Consider the following 19,746-nt stretch of genomic DNA (forward strand, 5'->3'; position numbering starts at 1 on the left):
TGCGCCCCTTTGCATTACGCAGAGGGGCTGTTTCTGGCGAAACTCACCTCTTCTCCCCCGACGTCCGTCTGGATCCAGGTCTGCGCCAGCTGCGTCGTAGCGATCACGCGTCCCTGACGAATCGACCAGCGCACCGGCACCTGGCAGCGCACCGCTTCAAACCCGCTCTCCGCAGGCAAAATAATCAGGTTTGCCGGGTTTCCGGTTTCAATGCCGTAATCGCTCAGGCCAAAGGTCCGGGCGCTGTTGTGGGTGATGAGATTCAGGCCATTGTCGATTTGCGGGTAGCCCATCATCTGACAGACGTGCAGCCCCATATGCAGCACCTGCAGCATGTTGCCGGTGCCGAGCGGGTACCACGGGTCGAAGACGTCGTCGTGACCGAAGCAGACGTTAATGCCCGCCTCCTGCAGCTCTTTCACCCGGGTGATGCCGCGACGCTTCGGATAGTCATCAAAGCGCCCCTGCAGGTGGATGTTGACCAGCGGGTTCGCGACGAAGTTAATCCCCGACATTTTCAGCAGGCGGAAGAGCCGCGAGGTGTAAGCGCCGTTATAGGAGTGCATGGCGGTGGTGTGGCTGGCCGTCACGCGCGGCCCAATACCGGCCTCATACGCCAGCGCGGCCACCGTCTCGACAAACCGCGACTGTTCGTCGTCAATTTCGTCGCAGTGAATATCCAGCGGACGGTCATACTTCTTCGCCAGCTCGAAAGCGATGTGCAGCGACTGGACGCCATATTCCCGGGTAAATTCGAAGTGTGGGATCGCCCCCACCACGTCGGCGCCCAGCTTTAACGCCTCTTCCAGCAGCGCCGCGCCGTTCGGATAAGAGAGAATACCTTCCTGCGGGAACGCGACGATTTGCATAGTTACCCACGGCGCCACCTCCTGCTTCACCTCCAGCATCGCCTTCAGGGCGGTCAGCGTCGGGTCGGAGACATCCACATGGGTGCGAACAAACTGAATGCCGTTGGCAATTTGCCACTTCAGCGTTTTCCAGGCTCGCGCTTTAACGTCCTCATGACTGAGCAACGCCTTGCGCTCAGCCCAGCGCTCGATGCCTTCGAACAGCGTGCCGGACTGGTTCCAGTTCGGCTCACCCGCCGTCTGGGTGGTATCAAGATGGATGTGCGGCTCGATGAACGGCGGAATAGCCAGCCCACCGCGCGCGTTCAGTACTTCATAACTTTCGGCATGGGTGTCGTCCATCGGGGTGATGTCACCAAATCGCCCGTTCTCAATGGCGAGCTGCCACAGCCCTTCCCGACCCGGTAAACGAACATTCTGAACAAGCCATAACGGTGCTGTAGACATACCTTCCCCTAAAAAACGCCGCTGATATTCAGGCGTATCGTTTTTTGCAAAATCGCCCCTGAGTTGTACACAAATTCAACGAACACGAAAAGCCTTCGATTTCCACTACTTATAAAAATCCTGACAAATCAGTCATATACCACCTAAGGAGTAGGCGAAGACGTATTTGATTTGCATCAATAAGCGCCCCTGCTGAATCGTTAAGGTAGGCAATAATAGAAAAGAAATCGAGGCAATAATGAGCAAAGTCAGACTCGCTATCATCGGTAACGGCATGGTCGGCCACCGCTTTATCGAGGATCTTCTCGATAAGGCCGATGCTGAGCAGTTCGATATTACCGTGTTCTGTGAAGAACCCCGCAAGGCGTACGACCGTGTGCACCTCTCTTCCTACTTCTCCCATCATACCGCCGAAGAGCTCTCTCTGGTGCGGGAAGGTTTCTACGAGAAGCATGGCGTAAAGGTGCTGGTGGGCGAACGCGCTATCACCATCAACCGTCAGGAAAAAGTGATCCACTCCAGCGCCGGGCGTACGGTTTTTTACGACAAGCTGATCATGGCGACGGGCTCCTATCCGTGGATCCCGCCGATTAAAGGCTCGGAAACGCAGGATTGCTTCGTCTACCGTACCATTGAAGACCTCAACGCCATTGAGTCCTGCGCACGCCGCAGCAAGCGCGGTGCGGTGGTCGGCGGCGGTCTGCTGGGCCTGGAAGCGGCTGGTGCGCTGAAAAACCTCGGCGTTGAAACCCACGTCATCGAATTTGCCCCGATGCTGATGGCCGAACAGCTGGACCACATGGGCGGTGACCAGCTGCGTCGTAAAATCGAGAGCATGGGCGTGAAGGTTCACACCAGCAAGAACACCAAAGAGATTGTCCAGGAAGGCACCGAAGCACGCAAAACCATGCGCTTTGCCGACGGCAGCGAGCTGGAAGTGGACTTCATCGTCTTCTCCACCGGTATTCGTCCGCGCGACAAGCTGGCGACCCAGTGCGGGCTGGCCGTAGCGCAGCGCGGCGGGATCATGATTAACGACGCCTGCCAGACCTCCGATCCGGATATCTACGCCATCGGCGAATGCGCCAGCTGGAACAACCGCGTATACGGTCTGGTGGCGCCGGGCTACAAAATGGCGCAGGTCGCCGTGGACCATATCCTCGGCAGCGAAAACGCCTTCACCGGCGCAGACATGAGCGCCAAGCTGAAGCTGCTGGGCGTGGACGTAGGCGGTATTGGCGATGCGCACGGCCGCACCCCGAATTCCCGCAGCTATGTCTATCTCGACGAAAGCAAAGAGGTCTACAAACGCCTCATCGTCAGCCAGGACAACAAAACCCTGCTCGGCGCGGTGCTGGTGGGCGACACCAGCGACTTCGGCAACCTGCTCCAGCTGGTGCTGAACGCCATGGAGCTGCCGGAAAACCCGGACGCGCTGATCCTCCCGGCGCACGCCTCCAGCGGCAAGCCGTCCATCGGCGTGGATAAACTGCCGGACAGCGCGCAGATTTGCTCCTGCTTCGACGTCACCAAAGGCATGCTGATCTCTGCCATCAACAAAGGGTGCCACACCGTGGCGGCGCTGAAAGCGGAAACCAAAGCCGGTACTGGCTGCGGCGGCTGTATTCCGCTGGTCACTCAGGTGCTGAACGCCGAGCTGGCGAAACAGGGCATCGAAGTGAACAACAACCTGTGCGAGCACTTCACGTATTCTCGCCAGGAGCTGTATCACCTGATCCGCGTGGAAGGCATCAAGTCCTTCGATGAACTGCTGGCGAAGCACGGCCAGGGCTACGGCTGTGAAGTGTGTAAACCGACCGTCGGCTCCCTGCTGGCCTCCTGCTGGAACGAATACGTGCTCCAGCCGGAGCACACGCCGCTGCAGGACACCAACGACAACTTCCTGGCCAACATTCAGAAAGACGGCACCTACTCCGTTATCCCACGTTCCGCCGGTGGCGAAATCACGCCGGAAGGGCTGGTCGCGGTGGGCCGTATAGCCCGTGAATTTAACCTTTACACCAAAATTACCGGCTCCCAGCGTATCGGCCTGTTCGGCGCGCAGAAGGACGACCTGCCGGAAATCTGGCGTCAGCTGATTGAAGCGGGCTTCGAAACCGGCCACGCGTACGCCAAAGCGCTGCGCATGGCGAAAACCTGCGTGGGCAGCACCTGGTGCCGCTACGGCGTGGGCGACAGCGTGGGCTTCGGCGTGGAGCTGGAAAACCGCTACAAAGGCATCCGTACCCCGCACAAAATGAAGTTTGGTGTCTCCGGCTGCACCCGCGAATGTGCGGAAGCGCAGGGTAAAGACGTGGGTATTATTGCCACCGAGAAAGGCTGGAACCTGTATGTGTGCGGCAACGGCGGGATGAAACCGCGCCATGCGGACCTGCTGGCGGCGGATCTCGATCGCGACACGCTGATTCAGTATCTCGACCGCTTCATGATGTTCTACATCCGTACCGCCGATAAGCTGACCCGTACCGCCTCCTGGCTCGATAACCTCGAGGGCGGCATCGACTACCTGAAATCGGTCATCATCGACGACAAGCTGGGCCTGAACGAGCATCTGGAAGCGGAAATGGCGCGCCTGCGCGAGGCGGTGATCTGCGAGTGGACGGAAACCGTCAACACCCCGGCGGCACAGACGCGCTTCAAACACTTTATCAACAGCACCCAGCGCGACCCAAACGTACAGGTTGTGCCGGAGCGCGAACAGCATCGTCCGGCGACGCCGTATGAACGTATTCCGGTCACGCTGGTGGAGGAAAACGCATGAGCCAGTGGGTAAACATCTGCAATATTAACGACATTCTCCCCGCAACCGGCGTCTGTGCGCTGCTGGGCAACGAGCAGGTGGCGATTTTCCGCCCTCGTCACGATGAACAGGTTTTTGCCATCAGCAATATCGACCCGTTCTTCGAGGCCAGCGTGCTCTCCCGCGGACTGATTGCCGAGCACCAGGGTGAACTGTGGGTCGCCAGCCCGTTGAAAAAGCAGCGTTTCCGCTTAAGCGACGGGTATTGCATGGAAGATGAGAGCCGCTCTGTGAAGCACTACGACGTCCGCGTGAAGGACGGTAAGGTGCAGCTGAAAGGCTAATCCCCCGCCCTTTTAGGGATAACGGCAGGAAAGTCGTATGTTCTGTACGATCCCTGCTGTTATCCTGACGTCAATTCTTACCCCCTCCATGAATGCTGCGAGGTAACGTCGTGGATCACCTGCCGATTTTTTGTCAATTACGCAACCGCGACTGCCTGCTCGTGGGCGGCGGCGACGTGGCTGAACGCAAAGCGCGCCTGCTGTTAGAGGCTGGCGCCCGACTGACCGTTAACGCCCTTTCCTTTGCCCCCCAGTTTGAGGTCTGGGCGCAGGAAGGGATGCTCACGCTGGAACAGGGTGCATTTAATGAATCCCTGCTGGATACCTGCTGGCTGACCATTGCCGCGACGGATGACGATGAAGTGAACCAGCGCGTGAGCGATGCCTGCGAAGCGCGCCGTATCTTCTGCAACGTGGTGGATGCGCCGAAAGAGGCCAGCTTTATCATGCCGTCGATTATCGACCGCTCGCCGCTGATGATTGCGGTATCGTCCGGGGGACGTTCACCGGTTCTCGCGCGTCTGCTGCGGGAAAAACTGGAAGCCCTGTTACCCCAGCATCTTGGTCAGATTGCGCATTATGCCGGGCAACTCCGCTCCCGCGTGAAGCAAACCTTCTCGACAGTGGGCGAGCGCCGCCGCTTCTGGGAAAAATTCTTTGTGAACGACAGGCTGGCGCAGTCGCTGGCGAATCAGGATACCAAAGCCGTTGAAGAGACGACCGAACAGCTGCTGAGTGAACCGCTGGACCATCGCGGTGAAGTGGTGCTGGTAGGCGCAGGCCCTGGAGATGCGGGTCTGCTGACGCTGAAAGGGCTACAGCAGATCCAGCAGGCGGATATCGTGGTGTACGACCGTCTGGTTTCTGATGACATCATGAATCTGGTCCGTCGCGACGCCGACCGCGTCTTCGTGGGCAAACGGGCAGGCTACCACTGCGTGCCGCAGGAGGAGATTAACCAGATCCTGCTGCGCGAGGCGCAGAAAGGTAAACGCGTAGTGCGCCTTAAGGGCGGCGATCCGTTTATCTTTGGTCGCGGCGGCGAGGAGCTGGAAACCCTGTGCGACGCGGGCATTCCGTTCTCCGTCGTGCCGGGCATTACGGCAGCATCCGGCTGCTCAGCATACTCTGGCATTCCGCTGACCCACCGGGATTACGCCCAGAGCGTGCGCCTGGTGACGGGCCACCTGAAGACCGGCAGCGAGCTGGACTGGCATAACCTGGCCGCCGAAAAGCAGACGCTGGTGTTCTACATGGGGCTCAATCAGGCCGACACGATTCAGGCGAAGCTGCTGGAGCACGGTATGAATGCGGATATGCCCGTCGCGCTGGTCGAAAACGGCACCGCCATTACGCAGCGCGTGGTGGATGGCGTACTGACGCAGCTCGGTGAGCTGGCGCAGCAGGTTGAAAGCCCGGCGCTGATTGTGGTGGGCCGTGTGGTTGAACTGCGCGACAGGCTGAACTGGTTCTCGAATCACTAACGCATATTCTTCCTGTCCGGAGTAGTCCTTAAGCGGACTACTCCCCTCTTACCGCTGTCGATAACATACCGCCCCGAAGTGGAACTTTTCCCTTTATTCCCTTGAGTTACATCCAATTTTCGTTTTTAAGACAAGGAATGCGTATGTTCAAACTGGCAAAAGCCGCCATTCTGGTTGGCCTGTTATCGACGCTGACGGCCTGCACCGGTCACGTACAGAACACCAAAAATAACTGCAGCTACGATTATCTGCTGCACCCGGCGATCTCCATTTCGAAGATCATCGGTGGTTGCGGCCCGGCGGCGCAGCAGTAAACGTTTTACAGGCATAAAAAAACCGGGATGTCCCGGTTTTTTTGTTTAGGGAAGTGCGGCCTGATGCCCTCACCCTGACCCTCTCCCACAGGGAGAGGGAACAAACCCTAAAAACGGTAACGTGGTTACCGTTTTGCTTTTACTTAAGGTTTACCCACAAACCCAATCGCGTTGTATACCGCTTTCAGGGTTTCGGACGCGCGTGCGCTGGCTTTTTCCGCGCCCTCTTTCATCACCTTCTGCAGGAAGGCTTCGTCGTTGCGATAGCGGTTATAGCGCTCCTGCAGCTCGGTCAGCATCCCGGAAACGGCGTCTGCCACTTCACCTTTCAGGTGGCCATACATCTTGCCTTCGAAGTGCTGTTCCAGCTCAGGAATGCTCTGGCCGGTCACGCCGGAGAGGATATCCAGCAGGTTGGAGACGCCCGCTTTGTTCTGCACGTCGTAGCGCACAACAGGCGGCTCGTCGGAGTCGGTGACCGCACGCTTGAGCTTTTTGACGACGGATTTCGGGTCTTCCAGCAGGCCGATAACGTTGTTGCGGTTATCGTCAGACTTGGACATCTTTTTGGTCGGCTCCAGCAGCGACATCACGCGCGCACCGGATTTTGGAATAAACGGCTCTGGCACTTTGAACACATCGCCGTAGATTGCGTTAAAGCGCTGGGCGATATCGCGGCTCAGCTCAAGATGCTGCTTCTGGTCTTCACCCACCGGCACCTGGTTGGTTTGATACAGCAGGATGTCTGCCGCCATCAGCACCGGATAGTCAAACAGACCGGCGTTGATGTTTTCAGAGTAGCGCGCGGATTTATCCTTGAACTGGGTCATGCGGCTCAGCTCGCCGAAATAGGTGTAGCAGTTCAGCGCCCAGCCCAGCTGCGTGTGCTCCGGCACGTGAGACTGAACGAAGATGGTGCTTTTCTCAGGATCGATGCCGCAGGCCAGGTACAGCGCCAGCGTATCGAGAGTGGCTTTGCGCAGCTTCTCAGGATCCTGACGCGCGGTAATCGCATGGAGATCGACGATGCAGTAGATGCAATGGTAGTCATCCTGCATGCTGACCCACTGACGTAACGCACCCATGTAGTTACCAATGGTCAATTCACCTGAAGGCTGTGCGCCACTAAAAACGATGGGCTTAGTCATTATTCAATTCCTGATGTTCACTGTGCGAAAGCCCGAGTGCGGGCAACAAATCTTTGAAGTGGTCGAAGACCACATCCGGCTCACTTAGCGTGATGGCCTCACCGTAGTTGTAGCCATAGGTTAATCCGACGGAAGGACACCCTGCCGCTCGGGCAGCCAGAATATCATTGCGCGAATCCCCGACAAAGAGCAGCTCCGCGGGCGTTAAGGATAATTTTCCTGCCACCAGCAAAAGCGGTTCCGGATGCGGCTTTTTGTTCTGCACGTCATCGCCGCCCACAATCACGGAGAAATACTTCGCGATATCGAGCGCTTCCAGCAGAGGCGCAACGAACGGGGTTGGCTTGTTAGTCACCAGCCCCAGCGGGATACCCTTCGCGTGAAGCGCGCTCAGCGTTTCCTGAACGTCCGGGAACAGGAAACTGCCCTCCTCGACGGTCTCTTCGTAGAAACGATCGAACAGTTTGCGCAGAATACGCAGCTGCTCATCCTTAGGAATGTCAGCGTGATCGACGCTCGGTTTACCCTGCGCGGAACGCTGCGACGCGCGCTCCTGGCGAGCCCACGTCAGTGCACGCTCCATCAGAACATCGGCGCCGTTGCCAATCCACGTTACCACGCGTTCTTCACCTGCAACGGGCAGCTCAAGTGCGTACAGCGCCTGATCTACGGCGCTCGTTAAGCCCGGCGCGCTGTCGACCAGCGTACCGTCGAGGTCGAATGCCACACCCCGAATAGCCTGTAATTTATCCATGACTTACCTTCGCCAGCTCGCGGCGCATTTCATCAATGACTTTTTTGTAATCCGGTTGGTCGAAAATGGCTGAACCGGCAACGAACATATCCGCGCCTGCCGCCGCAATTTCACCAATGTTATTCACTTTCACGCCGCCGTCCACTTCCAGACGAATATCGTAGCCTGATTCGTCAATACGACGGCGGACTTCACGCAGCTTATCCAGCGTGTGGGGAATAAACGACTGGCCGCCAAAGCCCGGGTTAACGGACATCAGCAGGATCACGTCCAGCTTGTCCATGACATAGTCGAGATAGCTCAGCGGCGTGGCCGGGTTAAACACCAGACCTGCTTTACAGCCGTTCTCTTTGATCAGCTGCAGCGTGCGATCCACATGTTCAGAGGCTTCCGGATGGAAGGTGATGATGCTGGCACCCGCCGCGGCGAAGTCAGGCACGATGCGGTCAACAGGCTTCACCATCAGGTGAACGTCGATCGGCGCGGTAATGCCATAGTTACGCAATGCCTTGAGCACCATTGGACCAATGGTCAGATTCGGAACGTAGTGGTTATCCATCACGTCGAAATGGACGACATCTGCGCCAGCCGCGAGAGCTTTGGCGGTATCTTCACCCAGACGGGCAAAATCGGCCGACAGAATTGAGGGAGCAATCAAAAACTGTTTCATCCGCTTCTCCTTGAAATGTGTTTACCGGCGGGCAAAACGGCTCAGGGGCGATAAAGAGCCAGAAGTTCGTCCACCTTTTTACGTGTGCCGCCGTTGCTGCTAATGCTACGCCGCACTTTGACCTGAAAATGCTTCGCGGCTTTGTACCATTCGCGCGTATCAGGGGTATCGTGATTCGAAATTAACACCGGAATTCTTTTGCTGACCAGCTTTTCCGCCATCTCAGCCAGACGAGCCTGTTCGGCCGGGCTGAAGCTGTTGGTGTGATAGGCGGTGAAGTTCGCCGTCGCAGACAGCGGCGCGTATGGCGGGTCACAGTAAACCACCGAGTTTACGCCTGCCAGTTCCATACACTCTTCATAGGAGAGGCAATGAAACTCTGCGTTCTGCGCTTTTTCGGCAAAGTGATACAGCTCGTCCTGCGGAAAATACGGGCGCTTATAGCGGCCAAAAGGCACGTTAAATTCCCCGCGCAGGTTATACCGGCACAGGCCGTTGTAACCATGTCGGTTGAGGTAGAGGAACAGCAGGGCTCTGCGGAACGGGTCCTGGCTCTGGTTAAACTCCGCGCGGTACTGGTAGTAAACGTCCGGGTTATTGTTCTCGGGCGTAAACAGTTTGCGCGCCTCGGCGACATACTCATCGGTACGCAGCTTAACGATGTTATAGAGGCTGATAAGGTCGCTGTTGATATCCGCCAGGATATAACGAGAAAAATCGGTGTTGAGGAACACCGATCCTGCACCCACGAAAGGTTCGATAAGACACTCGCCTTTAGGCAGGTGCTTTTTAATATCATCGAGCAGGGGGTATTTCCCCCCTGCCCATTTCAGAAAAGCGCGATTTTTTTTCATGCTGACTAACTGATTACACCTTCTCCAGCTGTGGAGAAAGCTCCGACAGCATCCTGCGCTTTAAACATTACTTCAGATCGGCCTGAACCTGATGAATCGGCTTCGCCCATGGGTTTTTCGCCTGAACATCAGCTGGCAGCGCCGCTACGGCACGTTTTGCTTCATCTTTGGACGAATAAACACCGCTCACCAGCACATACCACGGCTGACCGTTACGGGTCGTCTGATAAACAACGTAGTTTTTCAGATTTGATTTCTTCGCCCAGCTGTTGAGGTTGTCATAGTTAGACGAACTGCTCAGCTGCAGCGTGTAGTTGCTGGATGGCGCAGACTTCAGCGAGCCAACGTTACCTGCAGTTTTACCTGCGGCGCTGCTGGAGGCTGTTGCCGTGGCTGCTGGAGCCGTTGCTGCAGGTGCAGCTGTGGCAGCCGGTGCCGTGGTGGTCGCCGTGGCTTTCGGCGCAGTCTGCGTGACGGGCGCTTTAGCCGGCTCGCTCACCGCGGCCGTTTCGGTATGTTTCGGCTGGGCCGGAACAGCTTTCACTTCAGGCGCTTTAACAACTGCCTGAGGTTTAGTTTCACGCTTAGGCTCAATCACCGCCTGCTTACGTTCAGGACGTGCCGCAGTCTGCGTCTGGCGCGGCTTGGTTTCCGTCGCGGCCGCTTGCGGCTGAGCGTTACCACCGCGAACCGGGGCAACGGTTGCAGGTTCAGTTGGCAGCGTAGAGTTAACCACGACGTTATCAACCTGCTGCTGGTTCTGCGGCTGCGTCAGCGCATTGTTCAGGTCTCCCTGAACTTCTACGCGCTGCTGGCCTTCAGGCGTAGCAGGTGACTGACCCTGAGCAGGGGTTGAAGAAACAGGCGGCAGAGAAACATCCTGCGGCGCTGCGGTGTTCCCTGCGGTCTGCTCTGCGGAAGTGGTACCCGGAGCAGGCTGCGCACCATTCGCCTGATTGGACGCATCGTTACCGGACAGGTTGATGCTCTTCTCAGCGGAAGCCGTTTGCTCGGTTGAGTTCGTTGACGGTGCTTTAAGCGCGGAGCCAATGCCGACAATCAGCAGCACAAGCACCAGAACGCCAAGGCCCATCATGATGTACTGGCGGGACGCCGGTTTAGGCGCAGCGGCTTTTTTACGTTTACGCGGGCGACGCTCTACAGGCTGTTCGTCCATTGAATCTTCTTCGGACTCATAATCCTCTTCTGCTCGCTCCTCGTGCGCGTTGCGGCTGCGCGAAGGGCGACGATCGTCTGCATCCAGATCAACATCGTCAAAGTTGATCTGCGGCTCGTTATCACGTTCTGAAGATTGACGAGAACGACCAGTACGACGATCGCTGGGATCGGGTTTCAGCTCGTCTTCTGGTTTGAATTCATCCATTTAACACCCCACTCAAAGGCTTATGCCAACGACTTTGCATTTCACCTGAAGCTAAACGACCACCTGCGACAGTGGCCTGACCTTTCTAGTTGTTACGCCTGCTGACAGTCAGCGATAGCGCCAAGAACGACATCGTGCGGCACTCCGCCGCGTACTTCACTCTTCCCTATTGCAAGCGGGAGTACAAGACGCATCTCGCCTGCCAATACTTTTTTATCGCGCATCATGTGGGGTAAATACGCTTGCGCCGACATCTCCTGCGGCCCGGTTACCGGCAAACCTGCACGCTCAAGCAGCGCAATGATGCGTGCCGTCTCTTCCGGCTTGAACTGCCCGAGACGTTCGGAGGTGCGAGCCGCCATCACCATGCCGGCCGCAACGGCTTCACCGTGCAGCCAGTTACCGTAGCCCATTTCGGCTTCAATCGCGTGACCAAACGTATGCCCAAGATTCAGTAAAGCACGTAAGCCCGTTTCACGCTCGTCTGCGGCAACAACTTCTGCTTTCAGCTCACAGCAACGACGAATGCAGTATGCCAGTTTAGCCTCATCCAGGCCCAGCAGCGCATCCATATTCTCTTCAAGCCAGCTAAAGAACTCGCCATCCAGAATAATGCCGTATTTGATCACTTCCGCCAGACCAGAAGCCAGCTCGCGCTTCGGCAGCGTTTTCAGACAGTCGAGATCCACCACCACCGATGCGGGCTGGTAGAACGCGCCAATCATGTTTTTACCGAGCGGATGGTTGACTGCCGTTTTGCCACCGACAGAGGAGTCGACCTGGGACAGCAACGTGGTCGGGATTTGAATAAAACGGACGCCACGTTGATAGCTTGCGGCCGCAAAACCGGTCAGATCGCCAACAACACCGCCGCCCAGGGCAAGCAGTGTTGTATCGCGACCGTGTGGTTTTTGCAGCAATGCGGTAAAGACGGTATCCAGTACCGTCAGGCTTTTATACTGCTCGCCATCGGGGAGAATCACACTGTCGACTTTTACGCCCGCCTGCTCAAGCAGGTGGCGTACGCGGTCGAGATAAAGCGGAGCCAGCGTCTCATTGGTGACCAGCATCGCCTGATCACCCGCTTTCAGTGGTAAAAAGGAAGCTGGGTCGTTAAACAAACCAGCCGCGATGGTGATAGGGTAACTACGTTCCCCGAGAGTAACTGTAATCCTCTCCATGACGCGACATCCACCTTTAATGCTTTTACCCGCAGGCGAGTGTATATAAAGCCAGAATCAGTTGCTTTCCAGCATATGAATAATCTGGTTTGCAACCACTTTAGCGCTCTGGTCGTCAGTACGAATGGTCACATCGGCAATCTCTTCATACAGCGGATTGCGTTCATCGGCCAACGCTTCCAGAACTTCGCGTGGTGGCGTTTCAACCTGCAGCAGCGGGCGCTTTTTATCGCGCTGCGTACGTGCCAGCTGTTTCTCGATAGTCGTCTCAAGATAGACCACTACGCCACGGGCGGAGAGACGGTTGCGGGTTTCGCGAGATTTCACAGAGCCGCCGCCTGTTGCCAGAACGATGCCCTGTTTTTCCGTGAGTTCGTTGATCACTTTTTCTTCTCGGTCACGGAAACCTTCTTCGCCTTCTACGTCGAAAACCCAGCCCACATCAGCTCCGGTTCGTTTCTCAATCTCTTGATCAGAATCGTAAAATTCCATATTGAGTTGTTGAGCTAACTGACGCCCAATAGTGCTTTTGCCGGCACCCATAGGCCCAACCAGAAAGATATTGCGTTTCTCTGCCATTTTATCGGTACTACTAAGACTATTCGTTAATGGTAATCCCCGCTGCGCAGACACCCGGCGTAGCAGGACATGAACTGAAACCTCATATGCAATAGAGCGAGAGTCAGACTAAAAATTATCTCAATACTCCGGCTTGTTTGGCAACTGATTAAATCACCGCGCCGGGCGCATAAGGTAATAAGACGTAAGTCCAACTCAAATCGGTACTCCTTGTATGCTAATTCATGCCCCACGTCAAACATCTGCAACAAACTGAATGCAAATTCATTGCGGGGATCGTTACCCGTCAGCGAATACCGACCAGACGTGGTGTAATAAACACCACTAACTCACGCCGTTCGTTGTCTTTCCCGTCATGGCGAAAAAGCTGACCAAGCCAGGGGATTTTTCCCAGCCCCGGCACGCTGTCACTGCCGGTTTTGTTCTTCTGCGAAAAAATTCCGCCCAACGCCAGCGTTTCTCCACTTTTTACCTCCACCTGGGTTTCTATCTCCTGTTTGTCGATCGCCAGCGTTTCGCCGTCCGCCTGCTGCAGAACCTGTCCCGGCATATTTTCGCTAATGTGCAATTTCAGGCGCACGCGCCCTCCCGGTAGCACCACCGGCGTGACCTCCATCCCTAATACCGCTTCCTTAAACTCAACGGAGGTTGCGCCGCTTTCACCGCTTGAGACCTGATACGGGATCTCACTCCCCTGCTTGATACTGGCCGGCTGCATATGCGAGGCCAGCAGCCGCGGGCTGGCGATGATATCGACCTGCTGTTTTTGCTCCAGCGCAGAGAGCTCCAGATCCAGCAGCCGACCATTGATCCGTCCGATGTTAAAACCTACGTGGCTGGTGGCGCTGGCGACGGAAAGATCGCTGCCAAGCGTGGTGAGCTGGCCAACCTTGCCCGCGTCGGTGGCGTCGGCGAGATTCCACTTCACTCCCAGCTCACGCAGGCTTTTTTCATTAATGGTCACAATGTGCGCCGCCAGCTCGACCTGTTCGACGGGAATATCCATCTGAGCGGCCCAGCGCTGCAGCGTCTCCACCACCGTCTGGTTATCCCGGATCAGCAGGCGGTTGGTGCGTTTGTCGACAGATAAACTCCCCTTCGGGCTCAGGAGTTTTTCCGCGGCTTTTTGCAGCTCTCCGGCATCGGCATAGGAAAAAGGGATAGTGTGAGACACCAGCGGCGCATCAAGCTGTCGACGCGCCCGCTCCTGTTCTGAACGTTCCTGCTGTTCACGCTGCCAGGCGGCGGTATGCACGTAAAAAATGCCCGCGTCCTCGCGCAGGACAAGTCCGGCACTGGAGACTACCGTCCGTAACGCCTGCCGCCAGGGGACGCGCGTCAGGTTGAGCGAAATCGTGCCGTTGACATCAGGCGAGACCACCAGATTACGGTTCTCCTGTGCGACCAGGGCCTGTAACACCTGGACCACAGGAACGTCATCCACCACCAGCGTGACCGGTTTTGGCGCGGCGGCCCACAGCGGATGGCTGAACGCCAGCAGCCACAGCATTATCCGTAAATTCATTCTTATCCGTTCCTTCTCGTTGCCACGTCCATTTTTCTGGTTCACATGTGTCACCCACATCAACAACCAGTTCCGTTGCATTGATGGCTGTTATCGTCCAGCCTGCCGGGAAGCGCTTATGCGTTTTCAGCCGGTACCAGCGCTTTTGCCCATCCTGTAAAATGCCGATAGCCTGCTGCCCTCCCACCATGCCGCGATAGTGCCACTGCGCCAGCTCGCCAATGGCGCAGGGATCGTCCGGCGGGTGAAACGGATCGCGCATGCCGGTCAATAGCAGCGCTGAGCAAACCAGCAAATATCGCGCGCTATTTCGCATGTGCCAGCTCCAGCCGCAGGCGCAACGCCGTACCTTGTGGCGAAATCGCAAAAGCGGCGATCTGCACATCCCGCTGCGCCAGCCGGGAAAAAAGCGCCGGAAGCGCCTGCCACTCAACCTCCAGCATCAGTTCCCCTCCGTTCTGCAGCGGCTTCCAGTGAATCAGCGTCGTGTTATCACCCTGAAAATCGAGCGGGGAAAAAGATATCAACTCCCGTGATTCCGGCGTTTCCGGACGAAACGGCACCTTTCTGACGGCAGGCCATAACGCTGCGTTAGCTCTCGTGTCCTGAATCAGCTGACGCTGTCGTTCAGCACACTGCCTGTCTACCGGTCTGAGCAAGGTGCCCCACGCGGCCAGTCCTGCCAGGAGACTCCCCAGACACCAGAAGAGTACCCGATACCAGGGGCGGCTTTCGCACCAGCGTTCTAACAGGGTATCCACGCGTTACCCCTCGCTTTTAAGCTGAAGGGTGAACATCCAGCGCCCCTGGCTGTCCCGCCGAAGCTCACCCGCCGTCCCGGGCGTAAAACCCGCTATTTGGCCAAGCGCATCGCGCAGAGCAGACAGGGCCGGCAGGGTTATGGCATACCCGCTCAGCATCAGAGCAGGAGGCTGATAGCGCAGCTCTGTCAGCCAGACCTGTGCCGGAATGGTGCGAGAAAGGGCTTCCAGCACCGGTTGCCATGCACGTCGTTGAATTTCCTGCGCTGGCAGCTGCGCCTGTGAGGCGAGTCTCTGCCGGGAGAGAAGCACATGCTGCACGGCCTGCATGCCCGTCAGATCCGTTTGCAGAGCGTGCAGCCTCATAAGAGGGTTCATCCGCAGACAGAAAATGGCCATGAAGATTAACAGTACGGTGCCGACACACATTGCGCCCCAGAAACGCAGGCATCGCGCGCGTCGCTGCTGACGCCAGGGCAGAAAGTTCATGATGCTCATCCGGGCACCTCGCTCATGGCCAGCGCCAGCGCAACGGTATAATCAGCTCCGCAGTCCGGCAGCGGGGCATGGCAGCGCTCAAGGATTTCCCACGGGTCACGTCGGCTATCAAACAGCGCGATGTCATCCGGACCAAGCGCCAGCAGCGCCGACAGCTCAGCCACATTATCTGCTTCTGTGGTAAAGCGTCGTCCCCACTGGTGGCGCATCGCCCAGAGCCACTGCCGATCATCCCGCCAGGCGATGCACGTCGCTGGTGTCACCGCAGGAAGAAGATTAGCCAGAGCGCTGGCATCCGGCGTAATGGTCATCAGCCGCAAACGCAGCGTCTTCGCCAGCGCCAGAAGGGTGTCGACCTCGTTGTTTTGTGCGGCTGTCACCTGAAAGGTATTGCTGAACGTATCCTGCACGTAATCGAAACAGAGCGTATCGGCAGACATCTCCAGTTCGCGGGCGAGCGCGGCGCCAAGCCATGAGAGCTGCTCGCTGTCGCGCAGCGCAACGGTCGGGCGGGCAAGCGACCGCTGCAGGGTGCGGGCTGTCGGGAAAGAGAGGAACGCCCGGTGGTAGTGCGGCAGCGTTTTTCGCCAGTCGCGTAACGCATCAACCAGCTGTTCTGGCTGATAAATTTTGCCGTCACGAATGATGCCTTCAGCCAGCGGGATTGCCCACCAGCGCCGCAAACACCAGCCGGACTTCTCCCGGTCCAGTGCGACGATCAGCACCCTATCCTGTTGAATATGAATGCCCGTTTGCCATGTTTTGAAAGCCATGCTTCACGATCTCCTTATCGCCCGTCACCCTGACGGCTATATCAATGAATCAGGCTTGCCTTTATACTACCGCGCGATTGTTTAGAAACTGCCCAAGTGAAACCAAATGGGAAATCTCCGGTGAAGTTCGTAAAGTATTTATTCATCCTTGCAGTCTGTTGCATTCTGCTGGGAGCAGGCTCGATTTACGGTTTGTACAAATATATTGAGCCACAGCTACCTGATGTCGCCACGCTTCGCGATGTGCGACTCCAGATCCCGATGCAAGTCTATAGCGCCGATGGCGAGCTCATGGCGCAGTATGGCGAGAAGCGTCGTATTCCGCTGACCTTAAACCAAATTCCCCCCGTGATGGTGAAAGCCTTTATCGCCACGGAGGACAGCCGTTTTTACGAGCACCACGGTGTCGATCCTGTGGGGATTTTCCGTGCCGCGAGCATTGCGCTGTTCTCTGGTCACGCCTCTCAGGGAGCGAGTACCATTACGCAGCAGCTGGCGCGTAACTTCTTCCTCAGCCCTGAAAAGACGCTGATACGTAAGATCAAAGAGGTGTTCCTTGCTATCCGTATTGAGCAGCTGCTGAGCAAAGACGAAATCCTTGAGCTGTACCTCAACAAAATCTACCTGGGCTACCGCGCTTATGGCGTGGGGGCTGCCGCACAGGTGTACTTCGGTAAGCCTGTTGAGCAACTCACCTTAAGCGAAATGGCAACCATTGCCGGTCTGCCGAAAGCGCCGTCCACGTTTAACCCGCTCTACTCGCTCGATCGCGCCACCGCGCGTCGGAACGTCGTCCTGTCACGTATGCTGAGCGAAGGCTACATCAGCCAGAGCGAGTACGACCAGGCGCGTAACGATGTCATTGACGCTAACTACCACGCCCCTGAGATCGCCTTCGCCTCCCCTTACCTGACCGAAATGGTTCGCCAGGAGATGGTGAATCGTTATGGTGATAAGGCCTATGAAGATGGCTATCGCGTGTACACCACCGTCACCCGCAAAGTTCAGCAGGCGGCGCAGGAAGCGGTACGCAACAACGTGATGGACTACGATATGCGTCACGGCTATCGCGGCCCGTCAAACGTGCTGTGGAAAGTGGGCGAAAGCGCGTGGGACAGTAAAAAAATCACCAGTACGCTGAAGGCGCTGCCAACCTACGGTCCGCTCCTTCCTGCCGTGGTGACGCAGGCCGATCCTCAGGAGGCCGTTGCGACGCTTGCGGACGGTACCTCCGTCTCCCTGCGTATGGACGGTATCCGCTGGGCGCGTCCGTACCGCTCGGATACGCTGCAGGGCGCCACGCCGCGTAAAGTGACCGACGCGGTACAAACCGGGCAGCAAATCTGGGTGCGCAAGGTAGGTGAATCCTGGTGGCTGGCGCAGGTGCCGGACGTCAACTCGGCCCTGGTCTCTATCAACCCGCAGAACGGCGCCATCCTGGCCCTGGTCGGCGGGTTTGATTTCAACCAGAGCAAATTTAACCGCGCCACCCAGGCGCTGCGTCAGGTCGGTTCCAATATCAAACCGTTCCTCTACACGGCAGCGATGGATAAGGGCTTGACCCTCGCCAGCATCCTGAACGACGTGCCAATTTCCCGCTGGGATGCCGGTGCCGGTTCCGACTGGCAGCCGAAGAACTCCCCTGCGGAGTATGCCGGTCCTATTCGTCTTCGTCAGGGCCTGGGACAGTCGAAAAACGTGGTGATGGTGCGTGCCATGCGCGCGATGGGCGTCGACTATGCCGCAGAGTATCTGCAGCGCTTCGGCTTCCCGGCGCAGAATATCGTTCGCACCGAGTCGCTGGCGTTGGGCTCAGCCTCCTTTACGCCGCTTCAGGTCGCACGCGGTTACTCGGTGATGGCCAACGGCGGCTTCCTGATTGATCCGTACTTCATCAGCAAGATCGAGAACGACCAGGGCGGCGTGCTGTTTGAAGCGAAGCCGAAAATTGCCTGCCCTGACTGCGATATTCCAGTCATTTATGGCAATACGCCGAAATCCGACGTGCTTGAAAACAAGGACATGGAAGACCCAGCCGTGTCGCAGGAGCAGCAGAACGGCGTTGTGCCGCAGCCGCAGCTGGAACAGGCGAACCAGGCGCTGGTGGCGCAGACCGGTGCGCAGCAGTATGCCCCGCATGTGATCAACACGCCGCTGTCGTTCCTGATCAAGAGCGCGCTGAACACCAACATCTTCGGTGAACCGGGCTGGCAGGGTACCGGCTGGCGTGCAGGACGTGATTTGCAGCGCCATGATATCGGCGGTAAAACGGGGACAACCAACAGCTCGAAAGACGCGTGGTTCTCCGGTTACGGGCCGGGCGTGGTGACATCGGTCTGGATCGGCTTCGACGATCATCGCCGCGACTTAGGTCGTACAACGGCCTCCGGCGCGATTAAGGATCAGATTTCCGGTTACGAAGGCGGAGCGAAGAGCGCGCAGCCGGCCTGGGACGCCTACATGAAGTCCGTTCTTGAAGGCGTGCCGGAGCAGCCGTTAACGCCACCGCCAGGCGTGGTGACGGTCAATATCGACCGCAGCACGGGTCAGCTCGCCAACGGCGGTAACAGTCGCGAAGAGTATTTCATTGAGGGCACCCAGCCAACCACACAGGCGGTGCATGAGGTGGGCACAGAGATCATCGACAACGGCGAAACGCACGAGCTGTTCTAAACATAAAAATGCCCGGTAAAAACCGGGCAAAGCATCGTAGGCCGGGTAAGGCGAAGCCGCCACCCGGCTTTTTTATGGCCTACAGCCGCCCCTGCCCCTTCAACCACTCCCGTACCAGGAACAGCGCGCTCACGTTGCGAGCCTCGTTAAAGTCAGGGTCTTCCAGCAGGTCCATCAGATGCGCCAGCGGCCAGCGAACCTGCGGCAGCGGCTCCGGCTCATCCCCTTCGAGAGATTCAGGGTAGAGATCTTCAGCGACCACGATATTCATTTTGCTGGAAAAATAAGACGGCGCCATGCTCAGTTTTTTCAGGAATGAAAGCTCATTCGCCCCGAAACCGACCTCTTCTTTCAGCTCGCGGTTTGCCGCTTCAAAGACGGTTTCACCCGGATCGATAAGCCCTTTCGAGAACCCAAGCTCGTAAGATTCCGTTCCTACAGCATATTCGCGGATCAAAATCAGATGATCGTCGATAATGGGAATAATCATCACCGCTTCGCGCGACGAGGGGCGCATACGTTCATAAACGCGACGCACACCGTTGCTGAACTCCAGGTCCACACTTTCAACATTAAACAGGCGCGATTTGGCGACAGTTTCAACATTCAGAATGGTGGGTTTTTGTAGTGGTTTGCTCATCGTGATGGGTCTTAGCAGTGAGAACTGGGGTTATTGTGCGATACGCCGCACGGTTTCGGCAATGTCAATTGTTCTGTATTTACATTT

19 protein-coding genes are annotated in these 19,746 nt (G+C 57.1%); 5 read left to right on the top strand and 14 right to left on the bottom strand.

The window, feature by feature from the left end; genetic code table 11:
* Positions 1-14 precede the first annotated feature (14 nt).
* Positions 15-1,316: a cytosine deaminase gene (locus tag GXP72_RS21050; RefSeq protein WP_090420644.1), complete on the bottom strand. Its 1,302-nt coding sequence runs from the start codon at positions 1,314-1,316 to the stop codon at positions 15-17.
* A 238-nt stretch (positions 1,317-1,554) separates the two neighbouring features.
* Between GXP72_RS21050 and nirB the strand changes: the two genes are divergently transcribed.
* The 4 genes from nirB to GXP72_RS21070 all read left to right on the top strand — a co-directional run bounded on the left by nirB (position 1,555) and on the right by GXP72_RS21070 (position 6,219).
* A complete protein-coding gene (gene nirB, locus GXP72_RS21055) occupies positions 1,555-4,098 on the top strand; it encodes a nitrite reductase large subunit NirB (RefSeq protein WP_090420641.1) in 2,544 nt (847 codons plus the stop codon).
* A complete protein-coding gene (gene nirD, locus GXP72_RS21060) occupies positions 4,095-4,421 on the top strand; it encodes a nitrite reductase small subunit NirD (protein WP_032648347.1) in 327 nt (108 codons plus the stop codon). The genes nirB and nirD overlap by 4 nt, the downstream gene beginning before the upstream one ends.
* A 110-nt stretch (positions 4,422-4,531) precedes the next feature.
* Entirely contained in the window at positions 4,532-5,905 is a 1,374-nt protein-coding gene (gene cysG / locus GXP72_RS21065) for a siroheme synthase CysG (RefSeq protein ID WP_090420638.1), read from the top strand.
* 143 nt (positions 5,906-6,048) lie between these two features.
* Complete coding sequence (locus GXP72_RS21070; RefSeq protein ID WP_090420636.1) at positions 6,049-6,219, top strand: YhfL family protein; 171 nt, start codon at positions 6,049-6,051, stop codon at positions 6,217-6,219.
* A 143-nt stretch (positions 6,220-6,362) separates the two neighbouring features.
* Here the strand turns inward: GXP72_RS21070 and trpS are convergent, their stop codons facing one another.
* The 12 genes from trpS to pilM all read right to left on the bottom strand — a co-directional run bounded on the left by trpS (position 6,363) and on the right by pilM (position 16,346).
* Positions 6,363-7,367 carry a tryptophan--tRNA ligase gene (gene trpS / locus GXP72_RS21075; RefSeq protein ID WP_090420633.1) on the bottom strand — a complete coding sequence of 335 codons (1,005 nt, stop codon included), beginning with the start codon at positions 7,365-7,367 and terminating at the stop codon, positions 6,363-6,365.
* A complete protein-coding gene (gene gph, locus GXP72_RS21080) occupies positions 7,360-8,121 on the bottom strand; it encodes a phosphoglycolate phosphatase (protein WP_024907924.1) in 762 nt (253 codons plus the stop codon). The genes trpS and gph overlap by 8 nt, the downstream gene beginning before the upstream one ends.
* Positions 8,114-8,791: a ribulose-phosphate 3-epimerase gene (rpe, locus tag GXP72_RS21085; protein WP_024907923.1), complete on the bottom strand. Its 678-nt coding sequence runs from the start codon at positions 8,789-8,791 to the stop codon at positions 8,114-8,116. Before rpe ends, gph begins: the two co-directional genes overlap by 8 nt.
* Before the next feature lie 41 nt (positions 8,792-8,832).
* Positions 8,833-9,645 carry an adenine-specific DNA-methyltransferase gene (gene dam, locus GXP72_RS21090; RefSeq protein WP_024907922.1) on the bottom strand — a complete coding sequence of 271 codons (813 nt, stop codon included), beginning with the start codon at positions 9,643-9,645 and terminating at the stop codon, positions 8,833-8,835.
* A 67-nt stretch (positions 9,646-9,712) separates the two neighbouring features.
* The gene (gene damX / locus GXP72_RS21095; protein WP_090420631.1) at positions 9,713-11,029 is read right to left on the bottom strand and encodes a cell division protein DamX; all 1,317 of its coding nucleotides are present in this window, start codon (positions 11,027-11,029) and stop codon (positions 9,713-9,715) included.
* Between the two features lie 92 nt (positions 11,030-11,121).
* Complete coding sequence (gene aroB, locus GXP72_RS21100) at positions 11,122-12,210, bottom strand: 3-dehydroquinate synthase (RefSeq protein ID WP_024907920.1); 1,089 nt, start codon at positions 12,208-12,210, stop codon at positions 11,122-11,124.
* Positions 12,211-12,267: 57 nt separating this feature from the next.
* Complete coding sequence (gene aroK / locus GXP72_RS21105) at positions 12,268-12,789, bottom strand: shikimate kinase AroK (RefSeq protein WP_003861630.1); 522 nt, start codon at positions 12,787-12,789, stop codon at positions 12,268-12,270.
* 286 nt (positions 12,790-13,075) lie between these two features.
* Entirely contained in the window at positions 13,076-14,314 is a 1,239-nt protein-coding gene (gene hofQ, locus GXP72_RS21110) for a DNA uptake porin HofQ (RefSeq protein WP_090420628.1), read from the bottom strand.
* Positions 14,226-14,630 carry a HofP DNA utilization family protein gene (locus GXP72_RS21115; RefSeq protein ID WP_090420624.1) on the bottom strand — a complete coding sequence of 135 codons (405 nt, stop codon included), beginning with the start codon at positions 14,628-14,630 and terminating at the stop codon, positions 14,226-14,228. The genes hofQ and GXP72_RS21115 overlap by 89 nt, the downstream gene beginning before the upstream one ends.
* Complete coding sequence (locus tag GXP72_RS21120) at positions 14,620-15,075, bottom strand: HofO (RefSeq protein ID WP_090420622.1); 456 nt, start codon at positions 15,073-15,075, stop codon at positions 14,620-14,622. The genes GXP72_RS21115 and GXP72_RS21120 overlap by 11 nt, the downstream gene beginning before the upstream one ends.
* Positions 15,076-15,078: 3 nt before the next feature.
* On the bottom strand, positions 15,079-15,573 hold the full coding sequence (locus GXP72_RS21125) for a PilN domain-containing protein (protein WP_032648332.1): 495 nt from the start codon (positions 15,571-15,573) through the stop codon (positions 15,079-15,081).
* Positions 15,570-16,346 carry a pilus assembly protein PilM gene (pilM, locus tag GXP72_RS21130; RefSeq protein ID WP_090420619.1) on the bottom strand — a complete coding sequence of 259 codons (777 nt, stop codon included), beginning with the start codon at positions 16,344-16,346 and terminating at the stop codon, positions 15,570-15,572. The genes GXP72_RS21125 and pilM overlap by 4 nt, the downstream gene beginning before the upstream one ends.
* Positions 16,347-16,466: 120 nt before the next feature.
* Between pilM and mrcA the strand changes: the two genes are divergently transcribed.
* Positions 16,467-19,019: a peptidoglycan glycosyltransferase/peptidoglycan DD-transpeptidase MrcA gene (gene mrcA / locus GXP72_RS21135; protein ID WP_024907915.1), complete on the top strand. Its 2,553-nt coding sequence runs from the start codon at positions 16,467-16,469 to the stop codon at positions 19,017-19,019.
* Positions 19,020-19,098: 79 nt separating this feature from the next.
* On the opposite strand, the gene nudE is transcribed toward mrcA, so the two are convergent.
* Positions 19,099-19,659: an ADP compounds hydrolase NudE gene (nudE, locus tag GXP72_RS21140; protein WP_023333707.1), complete on the bottom strand. Its 561-nt coding sequence runs from the start codon at positions 19,657-19,659 to the stop codon at positions 19,099-19,101.
* Positions 19,660-19,746: the final 87 nt, after the last annotated feature.

It is taken from the genome of Enterobacter sp. SES19, assembly GCF_011765665.1.
GTDB lineage: Bacteria > Pseudomonadota > Gammaproteobacteria > Enterobacterales > Enterobacteriaceae > Enterobacter > Enterobacter pseudoroggenkampii.

Coding starts and splice junctions, on each gene's coding strand:
- GXP72_RS21050 (WP_090420644.1), bottom strand. CDS start 1,316: ATGTCTACAGCACCGTTATGGCTTGTTCAGAATGTTCGTTTACCGGGT.
- nirB (WP_090420641.1), top strand. CDS start 1,555: ATGAGCAAAGTCAGACTCGCTATCATCGGTAACGGCATGGTCGGCCAC.
- nirD (WP_032648347.1), top strand. CDS start 4,095: ATGAGCCAGTGGGTAAACATCTGCAATATTAACGACATTCTCCCCGCA.
- GXP72_RS21070 (WP_090420636.1), top strand. CDS start 6,049: ATGTTCAAACTGGCAAAAGCCGCCATTCTGGTTGGCCTGTTATCGACG.
- trpS (WP_090420633.1), bottom strand. CDS start 7,367: ATGACTAAGCCCATCGTTTTTAGTGGCGCACAGCCTTCAGGTGAATTG.
- gph (WP_024907924.1), bottom strand. CDS start 8,121: ATGGATAAATTACAGGCTATTCGGGGTGTGGCATTCGACCTCGACGGT.
- rpe (WP_024907923.1), bottom strand. CDS start 8,791: ATGAAACAGTTTTTGATTGCTCCCTCAATTCTGTCGGCCGATTTTGCC.
- dam (WP_024907922.1), bottom strand. CDS start 9,645: ATGAAAAAAAATCGCGCTTTTCTGAAATGGGCAGGGGGGAAATACCCC.
- damX (WP_090420631.1), bottom strand. CDS start 11,029: ATGGATGAATTCAAACCAGAAGACGAGCTGAAACCCGATCCCAGCGAT.
- aroB (WP_024907920.1), bottom strand. CDS start 12,210: ATGGAGAGGATTACAGTTACTCTCGGGGAACGTAGTTACCCTATCACC.
- aroK (WP_003861630.1), bottom strand. CDS start 12,789: ATGGCAGAGAAACGCAATATCTTTCTGGTTGGGCCTATGGGTGCCGGC.
- hofQ (WP_090420628.1), bottom strand. CDS start 14,314: ATGAATTTACGGATAATGCTGTGGCTGCTGGCGTTCAGCCATCCGCTG.
- GXP72_RS21115 (WP_090420624.1), bottom strand. CDS start 14,630: ATGCGAAATAGCGCGCGATATTTGCTGGTTTGCTCAGCGCTGCTATTG.
- GXP72_RS21125 (WP_032648332.1), bottom strand. CDS start 15,573: ATGAGCATCATGAACTTTCTGCCCTGGCGTCAGCAGCGACGCGCGCGA.
- pilM (WP_090420619.1), bottom strand. CDS start 16,346: ATGGCTTTCAAAACATGGCAAACGGGCATTCATATTCAACAGGATAGG.
- nudE (WP_023333707.1), bottom strand. CDS start 19,659: ATGAGCAAACCACTACAAAAACCCACCATTCTGAATGTTGAAACTGTC.